This window comes from Parasalinivibrio latis (assembly GCF_036825535.1).
GTDB classification, from domain to species: domain Bacteria; phylum Pseudomonadota; class Gammaproteobacteria; order Enterobacterales; family Vibrionaceae; genus Parasalinivibrio; species Parasalinivibrio latis.
Genome location: NZ_CP098812.1, coordinates 2,184,021 through 2,204,116, shown reverse-complemented (window position 1 = coordinate 2,204,116; position 20,096 = coordinate 2,184,021). Strand labels below are relative to the sequence as shown.

21 protein-coding genes are annotated in these 20,096 nt (G+C 49.6%); 16 read left to right on the top strand and 5 right to left on the bottom strand.

The window, feature by feature from the left end:
- The first annotated feature begins 39 nt into the window (after positions 1-39).
- Positions 40-855, top strand: coding sequence for an alpha/beta fold hydrolase (locus NF212_RS10220; protein WP_434355245.1), 816 nt, complete (start codon positions 40-42; stop codon positions 853-855).
- A gap of 47 nt (positions 856-902) precedes the next feature.
- Positions 903-1,814: an aldo/keto reductase gene (locus NF212_RS10215; protein WP_434355243.1), complete on the top strand. Its 912-nt coding sequence runs from the start codon at positions 903-905 to the stop codon at positions 1,812-1,814.
- Between the two features lie 72 nt (positions 1,815-1,886).
- On the opposite strand, the gene NF212_RS10210 is transcribed toward NF212_RS10215, so the two are convergent.
- The gene (locus tag NF212_RS10210) at positions 1,887-2,375 is read right to left on the bottom strand and encodes a MarR family winged helix-turn-helix transcriptional regulator (RefSeq protein ID WP_054675226.1); all 489 of its coding nucleotides are present in this window, start codon (positions 2,373-2,375) and stop codon (positions 1,887-1,889) included.
- Between the two features lie 222 nt (positions 2,376-2,597).
- On the opposite strand from NF212_RS10210, the gene NF212_RS10205 reads away from it, so the two are divergent.
- The 5 genes from NF212_RS10205 to NF212_RS10185 all read left to right on the top strand — a co-directional run bounded on the left by NF212_RS10205 (position 2,598) and on the right by NF212_RS10185 (position 9,592).
- Positions 2,598-3,854, top strand: coding sequence for an imelysin family protein (locus NF212_RS10205; RefSeq protein ID WP_434355240.1), 1,257 nt, complete (start codon positions 2,598-2,600; stop codon positions 3,852-3,854).
- An 83-nt stretch (positions 3,855-3,937) separates the two neighbouring features.
- Positions 3,938-5,323 carry a di-heme oxidoredictase family protein gene (locus tag NF212_RS10200; RefSeq protein ID WP_434355238.1) on the top strand — a complete coding sequence of 462 codons (1,386 nt, stop codon included), beginning with the start codon at positions 3,938-3,940 and terminating at the stop codon, positions 5,321-5,323.
- 29 nt (positions 5,324-5,352) lie between these two features.
- Complete coding sequence (locus NF212_RS10195) at positions 5,353-6,363, top strand: imelysin family protein (RefSeq protein WP_434355236.1); 1,011 nt, start codon at positions 5,353-5,355, stop codon at positions 6,361-6,363.
- Positions 6,353-7,471: a DUF1513 domain-containing protein gene (locus NF212_RS10190; protein WP_434355234.1), complete on the top strand. Its 1,119-nt coding sequence runs from the start codon at positions 6,353-6,355 to the stop codon at positions 7,469-7,471. Before NF212_RS10195 ends, NF212_RS10190 begins: the two co-directional genes overlap by 11 nt.
- 258 nt (positions 7,472-7,729) lie before the next feature.
- Complete coding sequence (locus NF212_RS10185; RefSeq protein WP_434355232.1) at positions 7,730-9,592, top strand: L,D-transpeptidase family protein; 1,863 nt, start codon at positions 7,730-7,732, stop codon at positions 9,590-9,592.
- Positions 9,593-9,614: 22 nt separating this feature from the next.
- Here NF212_RS10185 and NF212_RS10180 read toward each other — a convergent pair whose 3' ends face one another.
- Positions 9,615-11,351, bottom strand: a complete 1,737-nt coding sequence (locus tag NF212_RS10180) for a lysophospholipid acyltransferase family protein (protein ID WP_434355230.1) — start codon at positions 11,349-11,351, stop codon at positions 9,615-9,617.
- 253 nt (positions 11,352-11,604) lie between these two features.
- Between NF212_RS10180 and NF212_RS10175 the strand changes: the two genes are divergently transcribed.
- A complete protein-coding gene (locus NF212_RS10175) occupies positions 11,605-12,258 on the top strand; it encodes an MBL fold metallo-hydrolase (RefSeq protein WP_434355228.1) in 654 nt (217 codons plus the stop codon).
- Positions 12,259-12,291: 33 nt separating this feature from the next.
- Here the strand turns inward: NF212_RS10175 and NF212_RS10170 are convergent, their stop codons facing one another.
- A complete protein-coding gene (locus NF212_RS10170) occupies positions 12,292-12,999 on the bottom strand; it encodes a DUF2982 domain-containing protein (protein ID WP_434355226.1) in 708 nt (235 codons plus the stop codon).
- A 380-nt stretch (positions 13,000-13,379) separates the two neighbouring features.
- Between NF212_RS10170 and NF212_RS10165 the strand changes: the two genes are divergently transcribed.
- From NF212_RS10165 to NF212_RS10135, 7 genes are all read left to right on the top strand, one after another.
- Entirely contained in the window at positions 13,380-13,769 is a 390-nt protein-coding gene (locus tag NF212_RS10165) for a MarR family transcriptional regulator (protein ID WP_434355224.1), read from the top strand.
- Positions 13,770-13,977: 208 nt separating this feature from the next.
- On the top strand, positions 13,978-14,388 hold the full coding sequence (locus NF212_RS10160) for a hypothetical protein (protein WP_434355222.1): 411 nt from the start codon (positions 13,978-13,980) through the stop codon (positions 14,386-14,388).
- Between the two features lie 100 nt (positions 14,389-14,488).
- Positions 14,489-15,034 (top strand): phosphodiesterase, encoded by a 546-nt coding sequence (gene yfcE / locus NF212_RS10155; RefSeq protein ID WP_434355220.1) that lies wholly within the window; start codon positions 14,489-14,491, stop codon positions 15,032-15,034.
- A 117-nt stretch (positions 15,035-15,151) separates the two neighbouring features.
- The gene (locus NF212_RS10150) at positions 15,152-15,835 is read left to right on the top strand and encodes a TetR/AcrR family transcriptional regulator (protein WP_434355218.1); all 684 of its coding nucleotides are present in this window, start codon (positions 15,152-15,154) and stop codon (positions 15,833-15,835) included.
- Positions 15,828-16,778, top strand: a complete 951-nt coding sequence (locus tag NF212_RS10145; RefSeq protein WP_434355216.1) for an HlyD family secretion protein — start codon at positions 15,828-15,830, stop codon at positions 16,776-16,778. Before NF212_RS10150 ends, NF212_RS10145 begins: the two co-directional genes overlap by 8 nt.
- Positions 16,775-17,701 carry an ABC transporter ATP-binding protein gene (locus NF212_RS10140; RefSeq protein WP_434355214.1) on the top strand — a complete coding sequence of 309 codons (927 nt, stop codon included), beginning with the start codon at positions 16,775-16,777 and terminating at the stop codon, positions 17,699-17,701. Before NF212_RS10145 ends, NF212_RS10140 begins: the two co-directional genes overlap by 4 nt.
- Entirely contained in the window at positions 17,688-18,818 is a 1,131-nt protein-coding gene (locus tag NF212_RS10135; RefSeq protein WP_434355212.1) for an ABC transporter permease, read from the top strand. The genes NF212_RS10140 and NF212_RS10135 overlap by 14 nt, the downstream gene beginning before the upstream one ends.
- Positions 18,819-18,859: 41 nt before the next feature.
- Here the strand turns inward: NF212_RS10135 and NF212_RS10130 are convergent, their stop codons facing one another.
- Together NF212_RS10130 and NF212_RS10125 are read right to left on the bottom strand one after the other, a co-directional pair.
- On the bottom strand, positions 18,860-19,045 hold the full coding sequence (locus NF212_RS10130; RefSeq protein ID WP_434355210.1) for a hypothetical protein: 186 nt from the start codon (positions 19,043-19,045) through the stop codon (positions 18,860-18,862).
- Between the two features lie 194 nt (positions 19,046-19,239).
- Entirely contained in the window at positions 19,240-19,587 is a 348-nt protein-coding gene (locus NF212_RS10125; RefSeq protein WP_434360866.1) for a c-type cytochrome, read from the bottom strand.
- A gap of 178 nt (positions 19,588-19,765) precedes the next feature.
- On the opposite strand from NF212_RS10125, the gene NF212_RS10120 reads away from it, so the two are divergent.
- Positions 19,766-20,095 (top strand): YegP family protein, encoded by a 330-nt coding sequence (locus NF212_RS10120; protein ID WP_434355208.1) that lies wholly within the window; start codon positions 19,766-19,768, stop codon positions 20,093-20,095.
- Position 20,096 lies beyond the last annotated feature (1 nt).

The following is a 20,096-nucleotide window of genomic DNA, read 5'->3' as shown; positions in this document are numbered from 1 at the left end:
CCGGTTTCTCGGGGCTTTTTGGCATTTGAGGGAAGCACTATGCCCGTTTTTCATTATAAAAACAGACAAATGGCTTATCAGGACGTGGGCAGCGGCCCAGTCCTGCTGTTCGGCCACAGCTATTTATGGGATGCCCAAATGTGGGCGCCACAAATTGAAACGTTAAGCTGCCACTACCGCTGTATTGTCCCGGACTTATGGGCGCACGGTGGTTCTGATTCATTACCGGAAAGCACGCTTTCACTGGTCGATTATGCTGACGACATCCTGGCGTTAATGGACCATCTGGATATCCATGAGTTTTCTGTTGTTGGACTTTCCGTCGGGGGTATGTGGGGAACGGAAGTTGCTCTTAAAGCCCCACAGAGAGTGACTTCATTGGTGTTGATGGACACCTTTATCGGTTTAGAGCCGGAAGTCCTGCACAAGAAGTATTTTGGAATGTTTGATGTAATTTCTAACGCAGAATGCATTCCCGAGCCGGTTATGGAAGCGGTTGTACCGCTGTTTTTCAGCGCAAAAGCTACGGATACAGCACCGGCATTGGTTAACGCTTTCCATGAAAAACTGGCAGGATTGACTGGGCAAAAAGCCCTGGATGTAGTGGAAATGGGGAAGCTGGTTTTCAATCGCAGAGATGCGTTTGATGATGTAGAGAAGCTTGCCTTGCCAACCCTGATTATGGTGGGCACAGAAGATAAACCACGGCCGGTCTTTGAATCCTACCTGATGAATGATGCGATTACAGGCAGTGAGCTTCAGGTTGTGCCAGGAGCAGGTCATATCAGCAATCTCGAAAATCCGGAATTTGTTACCCAAGCCCTGACAACTTTCTTTGCCCGGGTGTATGCGTGAATTAGTGCCATCTTGTACGGGTGGCTGACAGTTAAAGGATGTATCTTATGTCTTCAATAGAGCGTGTAGCACTCTCTCCAGATGGACCCGCGTTTTCCCGTTTGGTCCAGGGGTACTGGCGTATGGCGGAGTGGGGTATGACCCCCGTGCAGCGCCTTGATTTCCTCAAACAACATATTGAATTAGGTATCACTACGGTGGACCACGCTGATATCTATGGCGGGTACAGTTGTGAAACCTTGTTCGGTGAGGGGTTGAAACTTGAGCCGTCATTGCGGGACAAAATTGAAATTGTCACCAAGTGCGATATCAAACTGACCTGTGGCGACCCGGAAAGAAAAATTAACTACTACGACACCAGCAAGGCACATATCCTAGCGTCTGTTGACAACTCCCTGAGTCGGCTGGGTGTTGAGAACATTGATGTGTTGCTTATTCACCGACCTGACTTTCTGATGGATGCGGATGAAGTCGCAGACGTTTTCAATGAACTGAAGCAGGCAGGAAAAGTCTCCCATTTCGGTGTGTCCAATTTCACGCCATCGCAGTTTGCACTGTTGGAATCCCGAGTGGCTGGTGGCCTGGTAACCAACCAGGTAGAGATTAACCCTCTGAATTTATCTGTAACGGAAGACGGTACCCTTGATCAATTGCAGATGAAGCGTATTCGTCCAATGGCGTGGTCTTGCCTTGCCGGGGGAAGTCTGTTCACTGAACAATCTGAACAGGTCTTGCGGGTGAAAGCAGTTCTTGAGGAGCTGGCTGAAGAGTTGGGTGGTGTATCCATTGATCAGGTTGTGTATGCCTGGGTGAACATGCTGCCGTGCGGTGCACTGCCGATTGTGGGCTCTGGTAAAATTGAACGCGTGAAATCTGTGGTGGAAGCGATGTCGCTGGCACTGACCCGCGAGCAATGGTATCGCGTTTGGGTCGCTTCTAAAGGACATGGTGTGCCTTAAGTCTCATCGGCTGAAGTGACATGAAAAAACCGGCTTTTATGCCGGTTTTTTTAATAGGGTGAATTCAAAGGCTTACGCCTTTTCTTCCGGATGGTGTGTAAGGCTCTGCATTTCCAGCAGTGGAGCTACATCCAGATTATCTGCATTCATCATCGAAGAGATACGCTGTACGGAAGACAACAACAGCGACTGCTCCCACTCTTCCAATTCCTGAAAGCGGTTTATGAAGCTGTCCTGAAGCGGACGGGGAGCGTTGGCAAGCAGCGCTTCGCCTTCTTCGGTCAGGTGCGGGTGAACTTTCCGCTTATCCACATTGCTTCTTTGGCGAACGATCAATCCGCGCTTTTCAAGGCGATCAAGAATGGTGGTGGCTGTGGCCTGACTCATGTTGGTTTCAGCGGCAAGATGCCGGATGGTGACCTGGCCGAGTTCGCGCATGGCCCGCATGATAACAAGCTGAGGGCCGGTCAATCCGGACGTTTTGTTGAGTTTGCGAGAATGAAGGTCGATGGCGCGCATAATTTGCCGGAGTGCGACCAGCACTTCTTCATGTTTTTCCATTGCCTGCCTTGGTTTATGCATTATTGCGGCAAGGTACACCAGAGCAGGCCCCTGTGCAAAGGGCTTGTTGCAAAATTGTGCCGCTTATGCAGGTTCGAAAACGCTCAGGTGTTTCAAATTGATTCAGGGTATGTCTTGAACATAATTGTCAAATCTATATAGTAGTGCAAATAACAACGATTATCGTTTGGATTAACAATCGTCACTATCAAGGAAGTTACCATGTTCAACCATCCCGTAAAACGCAACCTCGTTGCGCTTGCGCTCACCGCTTTGCCTGTATCAGCTTTTGCTGCTAATCCAGAAGAAGTTGTAAACAGCTATGCTGACCTGGCGTATAACGTGTACAGCGATGCTCATACAACAGCTGTGAGCCTTGAAAAGGCGTTGGACGCATTTCTCGCAAAACCTTCATCACAGTCTCTTGAGAATGCAAAACAAGCCTGGCTGGCGTCACGGGTTCCTTATCAGCAATCTGAGGTTTTCCGTTTTGGCAACGGCATTGTGGATGACTGGGAAGGACAGCTGAATGCCTGGCCGTTGGATGAAGGCATGATTGATTATGTAGCCAGTGATTACCAATATGAGCTTGGGAATGAAGGCGCAAATGCCAATATTGTCGCCAATAAGTCGATCCAAATTGGCGCTGACAGCATTGATGTTTCGAAGCTGACCTCTGATCTTTTGGCTGATCTCAATGAACTTGGCGGATCTGAAGCCAATGTTGCCACCGGCTACCATGCAATTGAGTTTTTGCTTTGGGGGCAGGATCTGAATGGCACCAGTGCAGGTGCCGGTGAGCGTCCTTATACCGACTTCATTCAGGGAAGTGGCTGTACTAATGGTAACTGCGTTCGTCGCGGAGAATACCTAAAAGCAGCAGCTGATCTTTTGGTGGCAGATCTCGCGTGGATGAAAGGCCAGTGGGCTGCAGGCAACAAAGACAACTATCGGGCTGAGCTGACCGGCGAATCAGCAGAGCAGGGCTTGCGTAAAATCCTGTTTGGCATGGGATCCCTTTCGCTGGGGGAATTGGCGGGGGAGCGAATGAAAGTTGCTCTGGAAGCAAACTCTACCGAAGACGAGCATGACTGCTTCTCCGATAATACCCACAATTCCCATTTCTACAATGAGCAGGGTATCTACAACGTCTTTACCGGCACTTATACCCGTGTTGACGGCAGCAAGTTCCAGGGCTCATCGGTCTACGATTTGGTGAAAAGCAAAGATGCCAAAGCCGCAAAATCAATCATGAAGCAGTTCGACCAGACCCGGACCCAGGTGTACAAGCTGGTAGAGTCCGCAGAGAAAAAGAACAAGCACTTTGACCAGCTTATTGCTTCGAATAATGCGTCCGGCAATGCACTGGTAAATGACACGATCTTCTCTCTGGTTGCTCAGACAAAAGGCATTGAAGAGGCTGCGAAGATCATTGGGGTAAGCAATCTCAACCCGGATACTGCTGACCACCAGTTTTAAACAAAGAAAATAATAACGACAAGGCAGCGGGCCGGGGAACGGTTCGCTGCTTTTACGCTTTCTTACACTGGATGTATTGAGCCATGAAAAACCTATTTATAATGGCGTTGGCCGCGACTTTATTTTCACAAACCTCTTTTGCCGCTGAACATCTGTCTGGTGGCCAAACAACCGTTTCTAAAACCGGACCCAACGCATTTTCCCTTCCTGCAGCTAACCTGCCACTGACCAGCAAAATAGATTTCAGTGTCGGTAACAGTTTTTTCCGTAACCCCTGGGTTCAGGCACCGGCTTCAACGGATGCCCGGGACGGTCTAGGTCCTCTTTTCAACACCAATGGCTGCCAGAACTGCCATGTCAAAGACGGCCGGGGACACCCGCCGGAGCCAGGGGATGCTAACGCCGTTTCGATGCTGGTGAGGCTAAGTATCCCTGCCGTCACGGCGGAACAGAAAAAAGCGCTGGTCACGTCCGGTAATATCCCGGATCCGGTTTATGGCGGGCAACTACAGGATTTTGCGCTTCCCGGAATCCAGCCGGAAGGGCAGATAGATCTGAGTTATGAACCGGTCATCGTTACCTTTGCTGATGGCGAGAAAATTGAACTTCGGAAACCGGTACTTTCCATTTCTGAACTGAATTACGGCGAGCTGGATGCAAATATCCAGATGTCAGCCAGGGTGGCCCCTCCAATGATTGGGCTTGGGCTCCTGGAGTCTGTGCCAGATGAAACCCTCATTGCGTTGGAAGACCCGGATGATGCGAACGGTGACGGCATTTCCGGACGAGTAAACCGGGTTTGGGATGTCCGTAAAAAAGAAACTGTCATCGGCCGATTTGGCTGGAAAGCAGGCCAACCGAATTTAATGCAACAAAACGCTGGGGCGTTCAACGGCGATCTCGGGCTGACGTCATCGCTGTTCCCAGCAGAAAACTGCTCGGGTTCGCAGGATATCTGCCAGAAAATGCCAAACGGCGGCTCGCCGGAGGTCAGTGACAACATTCTTGGCTTTGTCGAATTCTATACCCAACACCTTGCTGTTCCTATGAGAAGGGATATCAAACGCCCTCAGGTCGTGAAAGGGAAATCACTGTTTGCTGAAGCCGGTTGTGAAAGTTGCCACAAGGCAGAATTGAGAACAGGTGACATAAAAGACAAGCCAGCACTTAGCAACCAGGTCATTCGTCCGTATACCGATATGCTTTTGCACGACATGGGGTCGGGGCTTGCAGACAACAGGCCGGAATTTATCGCCAACGGGCAAGAATGGCGTACTGCACCGCTTTGGGGATTGGGATATACCCAAGAAGTAAACGGACACACCTTCTTTTTACATGACGGCCGTGCACGCAATGTTATGGAGGCTGTCCTGTGGCACGGCGGTGAAGCCCTGCCTTCACGCGACCGTGTATTGCAGATGTCCCACAATGAGCGAGAAGCTCTAGTGGCATTTTTGCACTCCCTTTAATTAATCACCCCGAAACACAAGGAAGGCCGATGGGCAAAACAAAGCTATTTTTGCTTGCTGTGATAAGTATGGGGTTAGTTTCCGGTTGCCTTACAAACGCAGCAACCACCCACGACGGATACTTGCCTTTGCAACAACAACGAGCTGTGAATTTCCAGATGGCTGCTGTTGCCCTGGATGAAGGGGTCAGGGCTTACTGCCAAAAAAGATCCGTTGAAAGCCTGACCGGGCTTAAATTGCAGTGGAAAACGGCGTTTATGTCCTGGATGTCATTACAAGGACAGGAACAGGGGCCAGAACAAGCCATGACACTGGCCTGGCAAATCCAGTTCTATCCGGACAAGAAGAACACAACCGGGAGAAAGCTCTCCCACCTGATGAAAGGGAAACAGGAACTCAGTCCGGCTTACATGGCAACACAAAGCGTTGCAGCCCAGGGGCTGGGCGCTTTGGAGTGGCTTCTGTTTGATGAAAATGCTGACCGCAGAACTGATCGTTTTTGTCAACTTGGTGAAGCAGTAAGTGGACATCTTGCTGCGACATCCGGCCTTCTCACTGAAGCTTGGAATGAAGACCCGTGGGCAGGTGCGCCGGAAAAAGTGCGGAAGGATGCCTATTTCCGTGCATTGGCAAACCAGTTTGATTTTGTGATGAAAAAGTTGGCCAGACCTTTGGGTAAGCCAGGCTCTCCAAAGCCTTACCAGCTTGAAGCGTGGCGCTCACGTTCATCCCTGGAAAGTCTCAAGGCAAGCTCTGTCGCCTTGCAGGCACTCTATTTCGCGAATGGAGGTGGACTTGATGCTGAGCTTCGCGAACGTGGAAAAACGGAATTGGCTGATCGTCTCGGCAAGCATTTTAACCTGTTGGTTGAGGCATTCCCGGTACGGGGTACTGCCTGGGGAATGCTCCATACTGAGAGTGGATACCGCAAATTGCTTGGTATTTACAATGAATTGGAGTACATCCGTATTGCACTCTCGGATGAGGCCGCACCGGTGTTGGGCATTGTTGAGGGGTTTAATGCAACCGATGGCGACTGATACATCCCGGCGCGGAGCGCTGCAGAAATTAGCAAGCCTGGCAGCAGCCGGTACAGTCTTGTCCCTGTATAACCCTGCAAGGCTGCTTGCCACTGAAATTGGGGACAATGAGCGTGTCTCTCTGCTGGGGTGCGCCAAGGATGCCAAGGGTAACTTCTATGCGGCGGTCTCCGATACCGGAGGGAGGCTGCTGCAAAGGTACCCGTTGCCTGCCAGAGGGCATGGAGTTGCAGTTCAGCAACACGGTGATCTGGCATTTGCTGTTGCACGCCGTCCAGGGAAATTCATTGAAGCATTCAACTATAAAACCGGAGAGCATTACGCATCTGCGGTCCCTGGAGATGGCAACTATTTTTACGGCCATGCTGTTTTGTCTGCAGATGGGAACACGCTGTTTGCAACCGAAGGTACTTTTGAATCCAGTGCGGGGAGTATAGGTGTCTTCGATGTCAGAAATGGCCTCACACGCTCAGGTGAAATTACCGGTGTCGGTATTGGGCCCCATGAACTTGCTCTCTTTGACGATGATACCCTGGTGGTGGCAGTTGGCGGTATTCATACCCGCGAGCGTAAAAAGCTCAATCTGGAAACCATGGAGCCGTCCTTGGTGTATGTTTCCTTGTCTAAAGGGAAAACCATAGAGCGGGTCAGGTTGCCTGATAACCAACTCAGTATCCGGCACCTTGCTGTGGAGGATGGCCTGGTAGTTACCGGCCAGCAATACCAGGGGGATACAGATGAAACGGTACTTCCTTTGGTCGCCACCCACCGGCCGGGTGGTGAATACCGGATGTTGGCAGCATCCTGGGGGGAATGGAGACGATTTGACGGCTATGTTGCCAGTGTCACGGTTACCGACAAAATCATTGTTGCCACCTCTCCGAGGGGGAATTGCTACGGTTGCTGGGATAGGGATACAGGCCTGCTACTTTCTTTATCATCACTATCTGATGCAGCCGGCGCATCAGGCTCTGGTGACGTTTGGCTCAGCTCCGGAATTGGCAGGGTGGTACGGCTTAAAGAGGAAAAGGTTATGGGGAAGGTGGGTCGTAGCCAATCATACGGAGATGTAATGTGGGATAACCACCTCACAGCTGTAATTAACTAACAAACTGCACCTTGAGGTGGTTTGGCTATAGAACTTACCTCTTATGTACTTTCTAAAACATGGCATTTAACAGTCGGTAATTGGGATATTTTTCTCTGGTTGAATGCCAAAAGGAAAAGTGTTTCATAATGCGGGGCATTGTAAAAATTCGCATGATATTCAATCACATGCTTACAGTGTTATTTTTATCAGAATCTGTACTTTCACAATCTCGTTGCTTTGCCATACTTAACTTATTAAGGGCAAGGGAAACTCACTGTGAAATACCTGTTTATAGGCACTGTGGCACTTTACGGCTGTCTTATCTCCGGAACAGTTTTTTCCATGCCCCCTCATGGGCAGATAGATGGGCGTGTATCCGAAAGTGGAGATGGGGCGGTTACCTGGCCCAAAAACAGTGCTGAAACATGGGTACAGCAAGCTCAGCCTCAACATGTTTCCTTTGCCTTTCCCAATGCACTTGCCCGGCTTTACTACGCCAATGGATACGCGCATATCTGGCGCGATCCTGATGCCTACAGTGCGCTGGTAACCCAGTTGACGATGGTCTCCCTGGCTGGACTGGGGGAAGAGTTTGAATGGCGAGTAACAGAGTTGGACAACCTCTACGCATCCAAACGTTATTTGAGCTACGACCTTCTTGCAACCGACAGCCTGTTGTTGCTGGCGAGCTATTCCGAGCAGTTGACTGAGCACGGGTATAACTGGCTGCTCGGTAACGCAATGATAGGGGAGCTTCCTGAACCTTCAGAAGCGTGGCTGGAACAGTTTGTACTTTCCCTGGATTCGAGGACGCTTTCCCTGCTTGTCCGATCCCTTGTGCCGGACTACTTCCCTTATGCGGATACTGCAATGGCAATACGCCAGCTGCAGTACCTGAGGGATATTCGGGTGCCTTATTACTATTCAAAAGGGCTTGTCCGCCCCGGGGATGAACTGAAAAACCCTTTGCCACTTATTGAACGCCTTGAAGCGTTTGGCGATTTGGAGCCGGAAGATGCGGCTGAGCTTAAGATGTTGATGACCCGAACTTACAAGGTTGAGGAAAACGGCAGGTATAAGGTTGTGCGGGAACGTGCTGCCAGTGCAGCCTTGGGGGAAGACGGTACGCTCATTGGAGGTGATGTAGATGATAATTCTGTCTATGGATCAACATTGTTTTCCGGTTGGTACAACGAGAGCGTTTCCCTGACATATTCAGATGTGTTGGTAGAAGCCGTGGTTCAATTTCAGTCTCGCCACGGCCTGAAGCGGGATGGTGTGGTAGGCCCCAATACCCGTTACTGGATCAACAGGTCTGTAAACGACAGAATACGCCTCCTGGCGCTCAATGCTGAGCGACAACGGCTGTGGCCAACAGAACGTGACCGAATTGTGTTGGTTAATATCCCAAACTATGAAATGCAGTTTTGGATGGACCGTGAACTGGTACTGGGAAGCCGGGTTATCGTTGGCCGCCCAAGCCGGAAAACTCCGTTGTTTAACTCCCGCGTCGATTCAGTGATATTCAACCCGCACTGGAATGTTCCGGCAAAAATCATGCACCGGGATATCCTCCCCAAGGTGAAGAAAAACCATGGTTTTCTGGAAGAGAACAATTTTACCGTGCTCGACAGTTGGGTTGGCGGGGAAGAAATTCCCATGGAGACCATTGACTGGAATGAAATGGATATCCGGCGATTCCCTTACCGGTTACAGCAGGCCCCGGGGGATCTGAATGCGTTGGGGCGCTACAAATTTAATACCCCCAACAAGATGGCAATTTACCTCCATGACACGCCGAGTAAAGGGTTGTTTGACCGCTATACACGGGCTTTCAGTTCAGGTTGTATCCGGGTTGAGTATGCTGAACAGTTCGCCGACATGCTGCTACGCTATTCGGGCATGAGTGTTGCGGACTACAGCTATTACCAGGAAGTGCCGGAAACCAAAGCTGTTGCGTTGAACAAGCGCATCTCTGTTTATACTATCTACCAGACAGCATGGGTAGATAATCAGGGACGGCGTCAGTTCAGGCGTGATATCTACCAGTATGACCGGCCAAAGCCGGGTGTCACGCCTGTCACAACCCGGGAGCTGTTGTCTGCCCGTGTCCAGCACGAAGTGCCTGCTGAAGAGTGACAACCCAAATTATCCCCAAAGCTTATCCTGCCTGATCTGCATCCATGTGAACTCGGATGTAACGGTCGCGTTTTTGCGGCTTGAGAGTATGGATATCTACCAGTACCAAGCCATCAATACAATCGGCAAAATCCGGATCAACATTGAAATCGATAAACTGCACGCCACTTGGGTCACAAAGTTCAGCATACTGCTTGTAGAGGGTTGGAATTGCACAGCCAAGGTTATCCAGTAAGTGTTTCAACTTCTTAAAATCCCGGCTGTAATCATTGCCAGAGAAATGAGAGGTCAGCTCATAAACCTGATCTTCACTCAGTCGGAAGGGACGCTTTGAAGCAGCAAGTGGCTTTTGGCTTGGAAAATAAAGATTGTAGAAATAAATCAGCAGGGCCTTGGCGGTATCGGGAAGGGCGTTGCTGATAGTTACAGGCCCAAAGAGGTAACGGTACTGTGGGTTTTTTGCCAGGAATGCGCCTATGCCAAACCAGAGATAATCCAGGCAACGGCGCCCCCAATAACGTGGCTGGACAAAACTGCGGCCAAGCTCCAGTCCTTTATCAAGGTAGGGAGTCATTTCACGGTCAAAGTAAAACAGGCTACAGGTATAGATGGCGTCTTCACCGTATTCTTTCATCAGTTTTGCCGTATCAGCAAACCGGTAAGCGCCAACTATTTCCTGTTCACCCGGATCCCAAAGTATTAAATGCCAGTAGTGCTGGTCGAATTTATCCAGGTCACGGCGCTTCCCTGTGCCTTCGCCCACAGCCCGGAAAGCCACTTCCCGCAGCCTCCCTATTTCACGAAGAACGGGAGAGTCTTCCGAGGAAGAGTACAGCCATATTGTCTTGCCATCGGGGGTTTCACCCAGCTTCTCGCTGTTTTCCAGCTCTTTTCTCAGTACGGTGCGGGATTCAGGGCGGGCGATGGGAGCTTCCGTCTGGAACAGGCCGGATTTCCCTTTCCCAATACGGTACAAGTGCTTATAAAGCAATTTAACCCGCATTTTCACAGTCAAGTGTTGGGTAGACTGATAAGACTCGTAAGGGATTTGCTCGCCGATGGTCAGTTTAATCTTCCCGTCTTCCAGGTTGAACATCTCCTGGACCAGCAAGAGGGTGGAGAGTGGTTTGTATAACATACTGGTGCCATAAAACATGGCAGAGTTTCGGGCATTTACATGAATGGGGATGAGCGGCGCCCTGTTGCGAGCTGCAAACTGCAGGAATCCTTTGTGCCAGGCTCCATCTTTAATACCCGAAGGTTTCAGACGGGATACTTCCCCTGCGGGGAAAAAAATAACCACGCCGTCCTGATGCAGCCATTTGTCAATTTCGCGCAGGTTTTCTTTTACGGTTTTCCCTCCGGTGTTGTCCACCGGAAGAAGCAATTTGTGCATGGGTTCGAGCTGCATGAGGATATCATTGGCGACGATCCGGACGTCAGGGCGAATGTCATGTACCAGCTTTAAAAGTGCAAGGCCATCTAAGGAGCCAACGGGGTGATTCGCAAAAATCACCACACGGCCATGGGCAGGGATTCTCTCGTACTCCCGCTGGTTTACTTCCACCCTCAGGTTGAAGTACTCCAGCACCTGCTCAACAAACTCTATACCTTTCAGGTGGGGAAAACGTTCTTCAAAACCTCTGAATTCATCTTCATGGAGTAAATGGCGAAGTGTTGTCTGAAGGGGCTTGCGTAGCCAGGGTTTGTTTTGAATCTTCGGAAAACGCTCGTGCAACACGTTGTCTACATCAAACATCGCAGTCTCTTTCGGTTCAACAGGGGTAAGGTGGCTAGATTTCTCAGTGGTGTGACTGACCTACTGCCTACTGTTACTTTTTGGTTATTGTGCGAAGGAAAGATGAACGGAATATGGCTGGCAGATGACTTTCTCTTTAAAGCGGCCATGTGGAATATGGAAAAACGACGTAAAAAAGTTGAGACTCGATGATGAAAAATAACGCATAATCGTTGGGTGCAGCGTTTGAGTCATATTCAGGAAATATCCGGTCATGAGTTTGAAGTACGAAATTATCCCCGTTACAGCCTTCCAGCAAAACTGTTCACTGATTTGGTGTGATGAGACCAAAGAAGCCGTCGTCGTTGATCCGGGCGGCGATGTTGACAAAATAGCCTCACGTATTCGCGAGCTTGACTTGAAGCTGGTAAAAATCGTGCTGACTCATGGTCACCTGGATCACGTTGGTGGGACTGAAGCACTTGCCGGTATGTTCTCCGTCCCAGTGTGGGGGCCACAGGAAGCTGATGCCTTTTGGCTGCAGGCGTTACCGGCTCAAAGTGAAATGTTTGGATTTACCCACACAGAGGCCTTTACACCTGACCGTTGGCTGAACGAAGGTGAAACCGTTACCTTTGGGGAAGAATCACTGGAAATTTTCCACACGCCCGGCCATACACCCGGTCACATAGTACTGTTTTCTGACACTGCAAGACGTGCCTGGGTTGGGGACGTGTTGTTCAATGGAGCAATTGGGCGAACTGATTTCCCGAAAGGTGACTTCAATACCCTGATTAGCTCGGTGAAAAACAAACTGTGGCCTATGGGTAATGACGTCACCTTTATTCCCGGTCATGGCCCTGAATCAACATTCGGCCATGAGCGCATCACCAATCCGTTTGTTGCGGATGAAATGCCAATACATTAAGCGACAAGGCTATTGAACAAATGAAGCCGGGGGTTATTGCCCGGCTTCACTTTCTGAAAGCTCCTCGTCTGTTGGCGCTGCAGCAAGATAGCGCCGTGACAGTCCAATGAACTCTTCAAGTGGCCTGTCTACCAATTCTTCCTGGGTATAAAGGTCATACCCCAGTACTTCACGCATCGCCAACATATGGTTTGCCAGCATTGCCACCAGGCCCCTGTGAATCTGTCCGTCCTCATCCATAAAAGGCGTGTCATCGAACAACATGTCTTCGATTTCCCTGTCCGTCAACTTCTCCCCTTTACGAATAGCGGTTATGAGGAGAGGGCGTTGCCGAGTGATGATGTCGCTTGCCAGTCGAAGGCTGATGGTATTCAGAAGAGGGGCGTAGGTTTTTAACCGAAACCCTGCCCAGGGAACGGGGTGGCTCCACCCTTGAATAGAAATGACAGGTACTCCGATATGGGAAATATTGCGCCACTTGAGTGTCCACCCCCCCTTAGGGCTGTGATGTTGCAGGTGAATGTAACTGAGGGAGAAAGAGATACCGGATTGATTGAGTTGATATACGAGGTAAAAGGACAAAGCCCCAACCAAAAACAGCAAGACCGCCGACGATGCCGGGGGAACGTGATAGTACGAAAGTACACCTGACAGCACAGCCAGCACGGCGATAGAAAGTGAAATTGATGCCCAACGGCTGTAACGGATTCGTCTGGGCATGATGTGAAGAGTTTCCAGCATTTTTCAGCGACCTCCGTCCACGCAATTCTCTTTTGAATTTCGCTTGTAATAACCCGCTCTCTGAATGCTGTTTCTTGATTTAGAGCCACTAGATCGTCAAAACAGTGCCTTGACTGACAGCCAATCAACTCTAGCTGAAAACTGCACCTTGAGGTGATTTGGGTATAAACACTCTTTTCCCTTCCCAAAGTATACGACGTGTCTGGAAAAGGTGAATGGTGGGAGAATAAATTGTACATAACATGCTGATTTGGTCAGATATCATCCAGGCAAAGCAATGGAATTGTCAAAAATAGGCAATTTCTGATATAAATCCCGCTTTCTTTTGTCCCGCTGCATCTCGTGGGCGATGTGGTCATGCACCGGAGTAGGACTGATCAATGAAACTTTCACACAAACGTAAAGTAAAACTCAAGCTGAACAAAAGTAGAAGCACCCTGGTTATGTCAGCTGTGGCTGCGAAAAAACCAGTTGCGAAAACTGTAGCCAAGCCAGTGGCAGAAAAGCCAGTTGCCAAGAAGGCAGAGCCAGCCCAATCTCAAGTTGCTGTTACCTCTGATATCGCTCTGACTCCAAAGCAACAGCAGGTTCTGGACATCCTTCGTGCCAATCCTGAAGGTATCAACCCTAAGGGTATTGGCCTGGAAGCAGGTCAGGAAGATGGCAAAGCTGCTTCCTGGGCAACCGGCGCACTGAAAAAGCTGACTGAAGAAGGCGTTGCGGAACGCATTCAGCTGGCTGGCAACAAGGTCGTTTATAAAGCACTGTAAACGTCACTGCATGGTGTGTGAGCCTTTTTGGGGCTCGCACCCGTGCGCTGAATTGTTTCGACATTGATCGCATTTTGTTTCTTATGTGCTCGAAATGAAAATGCGATGTAATCCTTTAATTTATAAATGAAAATTTGGTTGTTTGGCTAATCCAAAGTTGTTTATATTGGTGGTGTTCAGTTAGCTGTTCAGATTGCGAGGACTATGTATGGACATTTGTTCAGCCGCATCCAAGGAAGTGCAATCCGCAGTTGTAGAGTTTGACTACACCCACTTCCTTTGTGACGCACCAAAAAGAAAATGGACTTTTTACCAGGCAATTAAATCCATCATGCCCGTTTTCAATGTGGCATGGCAGGCCAAAGTCGCCGCAGATCACTCCGTCGCAGATCAATTCCACGAATTGGCGGCATTCCATTTGTCTTCCCAGGTAAGCGATGAAGAAAATATCGCCAGATTGGTTCGCCTGGCGAAAACACTGAGTATCAACTCCATTAAAGTACTTTTGCCGTATGAAATGGAACCTGCTCAGCTTAAAGCAATTGCCTGTGATACCCACGCTGAGCTTGCTTATGCAGATGAAAAGCGCGAGTCGGTGATTATCCTGATTCCTGCTTAATAACGTCCTGTCCACTAAACTTCTCAAGTGGGCAGGGATTGCAACGTGGTATCAAGCGAGTATAGTCCCTGCCTGTTAGCATTTACGGGACTAAGAGCAGATGAAACTTTTCTTCGCTTCTGATTTGCATGGTTCAGCCAGTGCTGCTGAGCAGATTGTTTCCAAATTCAAAGAAAGTGGGGCAGATTGGTTAGTGCTGTTGGGGGATCTTTTGTACCACGGCCCTAGAAATGCCATACCGGAAAGCTATAACCCGGCAGCGGTTGCTGATCTTTTGAATGGCGTAGCTGACAGGATAATCGCGGTGCGCGGTAATTGTGACAGTGAAGTCGACCAGATGCTCTGTCAGTTCCCAATTACAGCAACATGGCAAACTGTCCTGATTCCCAAGCACCGCCTGTTTCTGACTCACGGACACGTTTTCGGCCCGGATAAACTGCCGCCGATGGCTCCGGGTGATGTTCTGGTTTACGGCCATACCCATATACCGGTTGCCGGGCAGGTGGGAGAGCATATTCATTTTAACCCTGGTTCTACCACGATTCCCCGTGGAGAAGGGGTCCCTTCATATGGCCTCATGGAAAATAATACGCTTCGTGTACTTACGTTGCTTGGTGATGAAGAGTTACTTTCTGTAGTCCTTTAAAGACAATGTCAGGCAGGCATAATTAATCAAACCTGCCTGTTTTGAAGAATAATTTTCCTGCCAAAGCAATACGGATTGCTTACTATATTAATCACGTGATTAATTCGTGGAGTTCCCATGAGTAAGCGACCTGGCCGTCCATCCGGTGATACCCAATCCCGTCAACAGCTGATTGATGCAGCGCGAGCCCTGTTTGTTTCAATGCCCTATAACCGCGTTTCCACCCGGTTGCTGGCAGAAAAGGCAGGCGTGAATGCTGCGCTTATCCGCTACTACTTCGGTGACAAAGCTGGTCTGTACGAGGCGATGCTGCGTGACACTCTGGCCCCGATGCGGGAAAAGATGCTACAAGCGTCCCGGAACCCGGACCAGACAGATATACAGGACATTATCGAAACCTACTATAAGGTCATGGCCCCGAGTCCCGATCTGCCCAAGTTGCTGTTACGTGCAATGATGATGGATGAAAATGAAGCCCCACGGCAGATCACTGAAGGTGTGTTTATTGACCTTATTCATTCATCCCAGCAGTGGCTTACTCGTTCGTTGGTGGAAAACCATCATTTAAAAGAAGGGGTTAACCCCAATTTTGCCCGCCTTTCATTTGTAAGCCTCACAGTCTTTCCCTTTCTTGCCCCTCCTCAGTTGTTGGCGAAACTCGGTATTGACCTTTCGACAGAAACACTTTCAGTACTGGCCCACCACAATGGCAATGTTCTCAAGCAGGGCATGCTAAGCGGTGGTCTGCATAAATCCACAGGCAAACCAGAAGACGGAGAATCTGGAGGCAACCATGACTAGCACTAAATCAATAATGATCTTACTCGCAGGCTTTTTTCTTTCAGGGTGCCAACAGCAGGAAGTCAATGTCGCTTTGGGTACGCTGGAAATGGATCGGTACCTTGTAACAGCACCACAGTCAGAAACCCTGGTAACGCTGGATGTCAAAGAGGGGCAGGAAGTGAAAAAAGGTCAGGGTATCGGCCGGCTGGACGGTACGCTGGCGGCGAGTGAACTTAACCGTACAAAAGCGGCGTTGGTCGGAGCCAAAGCTCGCCTGGCTGAATTGGAAAGTGGACCTCGTAAAGAGGATATTGCTGTGGCCGTTGCACGGGTAGTCGGGGCTGAAGCGACACTTGAGGATGCCGTGAAACATTTTACCCGGACCCAGTCCCTGGTGAAGCGAGGGGTGCAAGGAAAGGCTGAATTGGATAGTGCCAGGGCACTGCGGGACAATTCAGAAGCTCGGCTTGAGGAAGCCCGCCAACAACTGGCGCTGCTAAAAGCGGGAACCCGGGCCGAACAGATTGAGCAGGCCAAAATGTCAGTAGAAGAGGCTCAGTCGAAGGTGGAAGCAGCCCAGCACAAGTATGATGACACGCTTCTTACTGCCCCGGCAAACGGCTGGATTGATTCATTGCCTTGGTTCCAGGGGGAAAGAATTCCAGCCGGTGCCCCCGTAGCTGTGCTTCTTGCTGACAGGAGCCCTTATGCAAGGGTTTATGTTCCGGAACCTGATCGGATTAACCTTAAAGTCGGCCAGCAACTGGACGTTCAGGTTGATGGCAGTGAAACCGTTTTCGAAGGACATGTTCGCTGGATATCTTCCGAATCCGTTTTCACCCCTTATTTCGCGTTAACCGAGAATGACCGGGCAAGGTTGATGTATGAAATGGAAGTACAACTTGAAGAGAATGCCACCGGGTTGCCTGCCGGTTTACCGGCACAGGTCGTGTTGCCATGACTGATTTCGCCATCAAAACGTCCGGGATGACCAAACGCTTTGGCCGTATGACGGCAGTTGATGGGTTGGATTTGGAAATACAGCGGGGGACTATCTACGGATTTTTAGGGCCGAACGGCTGTGGCAAGTCCACCTCAATCAGGATGCTGACCGGCCTGTTGTCACCAACCGAGGGTGAGGTGAATGTCCTTGGTTTGAATGTGCCGGGTGATGCAGAAAAATTGCGCCTGCGCATAGGCTACATGACCCAGAAGTTTTCCCTTTATGACAACCTCACCGTTAGGGAAAACCTCGAATTTGTTAGGCAAATCTACGGGCTGGGGCGTCAGGGCAAAGCCAGAGTAGATGAACTTCTTTCAATTTATGGTTTATCAGACCGCCAGAAACAGATGGCCGGGTCGATGAGTGGGGGGCAGAAACAGAGGCTCGCTTTGGCGGCTGCAACCATTCACCGTCCAGAATTGTTGTTTCTTGATGAGCCAACGTCTGCGGTAGACCCGGAAAACCGACGTGACTTTTGGGAGCGCCTTTTTGATCTCTGTAATGACGGCACCACCATTTTGGTTTCTACGCATTACATGGACGAAGCAGAGCGTTGCCACCGGCTTGCGATTCTTGAACGGGGCCAGAAACGGGCTGACGGATCACCTGAGTCCCTCATGGAGGGTATGGGTGCAAACGTGATTGAAATAGAGGCGACGGATCTTCGCACGCTGAAAAAAAATCTTCTGGATCAGCCTGGGATATTATCAGCAGCACAATTGGGTATCCGTCTAAGGGTTCTGGTAGATAAGGCAGTTTCTGACCCTGTAAGCTGGATACAGCAACTTGTATACAACGGTGTCCGGGTGGAAAGTGTCAGGCCAAGCCTTGAAGATGTATTTGTCACCTGTACCGGAGGGTTGCGCGATGTGGCTGGCTAGGATTCTGGCAGTAGTGAAAAAGGAACTGCGGCAGCTTTCAAGGGACAGGATGACTTTCGCGATGGTGGTCATGATTCCACTGGTGCAGTTGATTATGTTCGGGTATGCCATCAATACTGATGTCCGGCATATCCCCGCAGCATTGGTTGATCAAAGCCACTCCAGTTTCAGTCGCCAGTTGACAGCAGATATTTCCGCTTCGCAGGTAGTGGATTTTGTCACTGTGTATCCGACGGTGAAACAGGCTGAAGCTGCGATTACAAGGGGCGAGGTAAAAGCGGTACTGGTGTATCCAACCGACTTTGAGCGTCGCCTTTTCACCCACCCTGACTACAACAACAACGCTTTTCCTGAAACAGCGCGGCCCGTCGGGCAGTGGATTGTGGATGGTTCCGATACCATGGTGGCTGCCGCAATCAGTACACTGAGAAATATGCCGTTGAAACCTTTGTCAGGTTTGCCGCTGGAGAAAAAAGTGCCTGCATTGGAGGTAGTGAATTACTTTAACCCTGAACAACGATCAGCAGTAAATATTGTTCCCGGCTTGCTTGCCGTTATCCTGACGATGACCATGGTACTGTTTACATCAGCGGCCATTGTGCGCGAGCGCGAGCAGGGGAATATGGAATTTCTCATTAATACCCCGGTCAGGCCGCTGGAGTTGATGGTTGGAAAGGTGCTGCCCTTTGTGTTGGTAGGGTTACTTCAAACCGCGATCATACTTACCGTCGGGTACTACCTGTTCAACGTCCCCGTGCGGGGAGGGCTGGATTCCCTGTTTACTGCCTCACTTTTGTTTATTTCTGCCAGCCTGACGCTTGGCCTGGTTATTTCAACCATCGCCAAAACACAACTCCAGGCAATGCAGATGACGGTATTTGTTTTGTTGCCCTCTATCCTGCTGTCTGGGTTTATGTTCCCTTATGATGCAATGCCAGAGCCTGCCCAGTGGATCGCAGAGATCCTGCCAGCTACACACTTTATGCGGTTAATCCGGGGTATAGTCCTTCGGGACGCTCAGGTGGAAGATTTGATGGATGACACACTTTGGTTGTGCGGGTTTACGTTGGTAGGTTTAATGGTGGCGTCGCTGCGCTTCAGGAAACGACTGGACTAAATTTCAAATACCCCTCGGGAGAGGGGTATAGATGCATAGAATCAGGAATAGAATTCGTCTTCTGTCAGACCGGCTTCTTTCAATTCGTTTAGGAGTTCTATCCGTCGTCTGGCTTCATGGGCTTTGCGCTGTTTCTCTGATACGGAGTTAGAGCGGCTATTTTTAGACCTGGTGCGCGTAGAAGGTGATTCTTCAACCACTGTGCCGTAATCATAGTCTGATGACATCGGTAACCTTCCTTGTTCTGTTTCCCTATGACCAGCTATTGTGACACGATCCAAAGCTGAGACGGGCATCTTTTCTGTGTTTCAGCCGTCTTTTAACCTAAACCGTGACGTTTAGCTCAACTTTGAGACATATTACACACTTTTCTTGTATAAAAATGCGGGCACTTCAGTCTGTGATGATCATCACTGTCCTGTCAATTTCCAGATTTTCCCTTGCCCATTTCGGCGTAATACGCGGCGATATCGGCTATGTCCTGTTCATTGAGTGAGGATAACTGGGCTTTCATCATTGCAGCCATTGGACCGGTGCGAAGATTGTCACGGTATGCATTCATTGCATTGATTAGGTATTGCTCATTCTGGCCCTGAAGGTTCGGGTAATCGCTGCGCTGGGCAATACCATTTTCACCGTGGCAAAACCGGCAGCTTGGGGATTTAATATGACCGGCTTCAGGGTTACCGGCTGCATTTGCATAGGAAGAGAGAGAGGTGCCCAGTATGAGTGCAAGGGCAGTGTTTTTAAAAATAACGTATCGCAAAATCTTTTCTCCACAATCAATTGCGGCCGTATTGTACTACGGCGTTCCTGCCATATTCATTGATCGTGCATCTTAAATTTGCGCGTAATGTCTTAATGACTCCCTTCCATAATTACCCGGTGTTACATACAAACGCGTGGAATATTCACGAACCGTCCATAACAAGAAAGAGGACTTTGCCATGCCAGGAAAGTTCGAGTTAAAGACCGCGAACAACGGCCAGTTTATGTTTAACCTCAAGGCAAGTAACGGTCAGGTTATTTTGACAAGTGAGCTGTATACGACCAAAGCAGCTGCACAAAATGGAATTGAATCTGTCAGGAAAAATGCGCCTTTGGATGAGCGTTTCGAACGAAGGGAGAATAAAAACAGCGAACCCTATTTTATTCTCAAAGCGGCCAATCATCAGGAAATTGGCCGCAGTGAATACTATTCGAGTAAAGCTGCGATGGAAAACGGCATTAAATCTGTGCAAAACAATGCCCCCGAAGCACCGGTTGTGGAAGCATAGC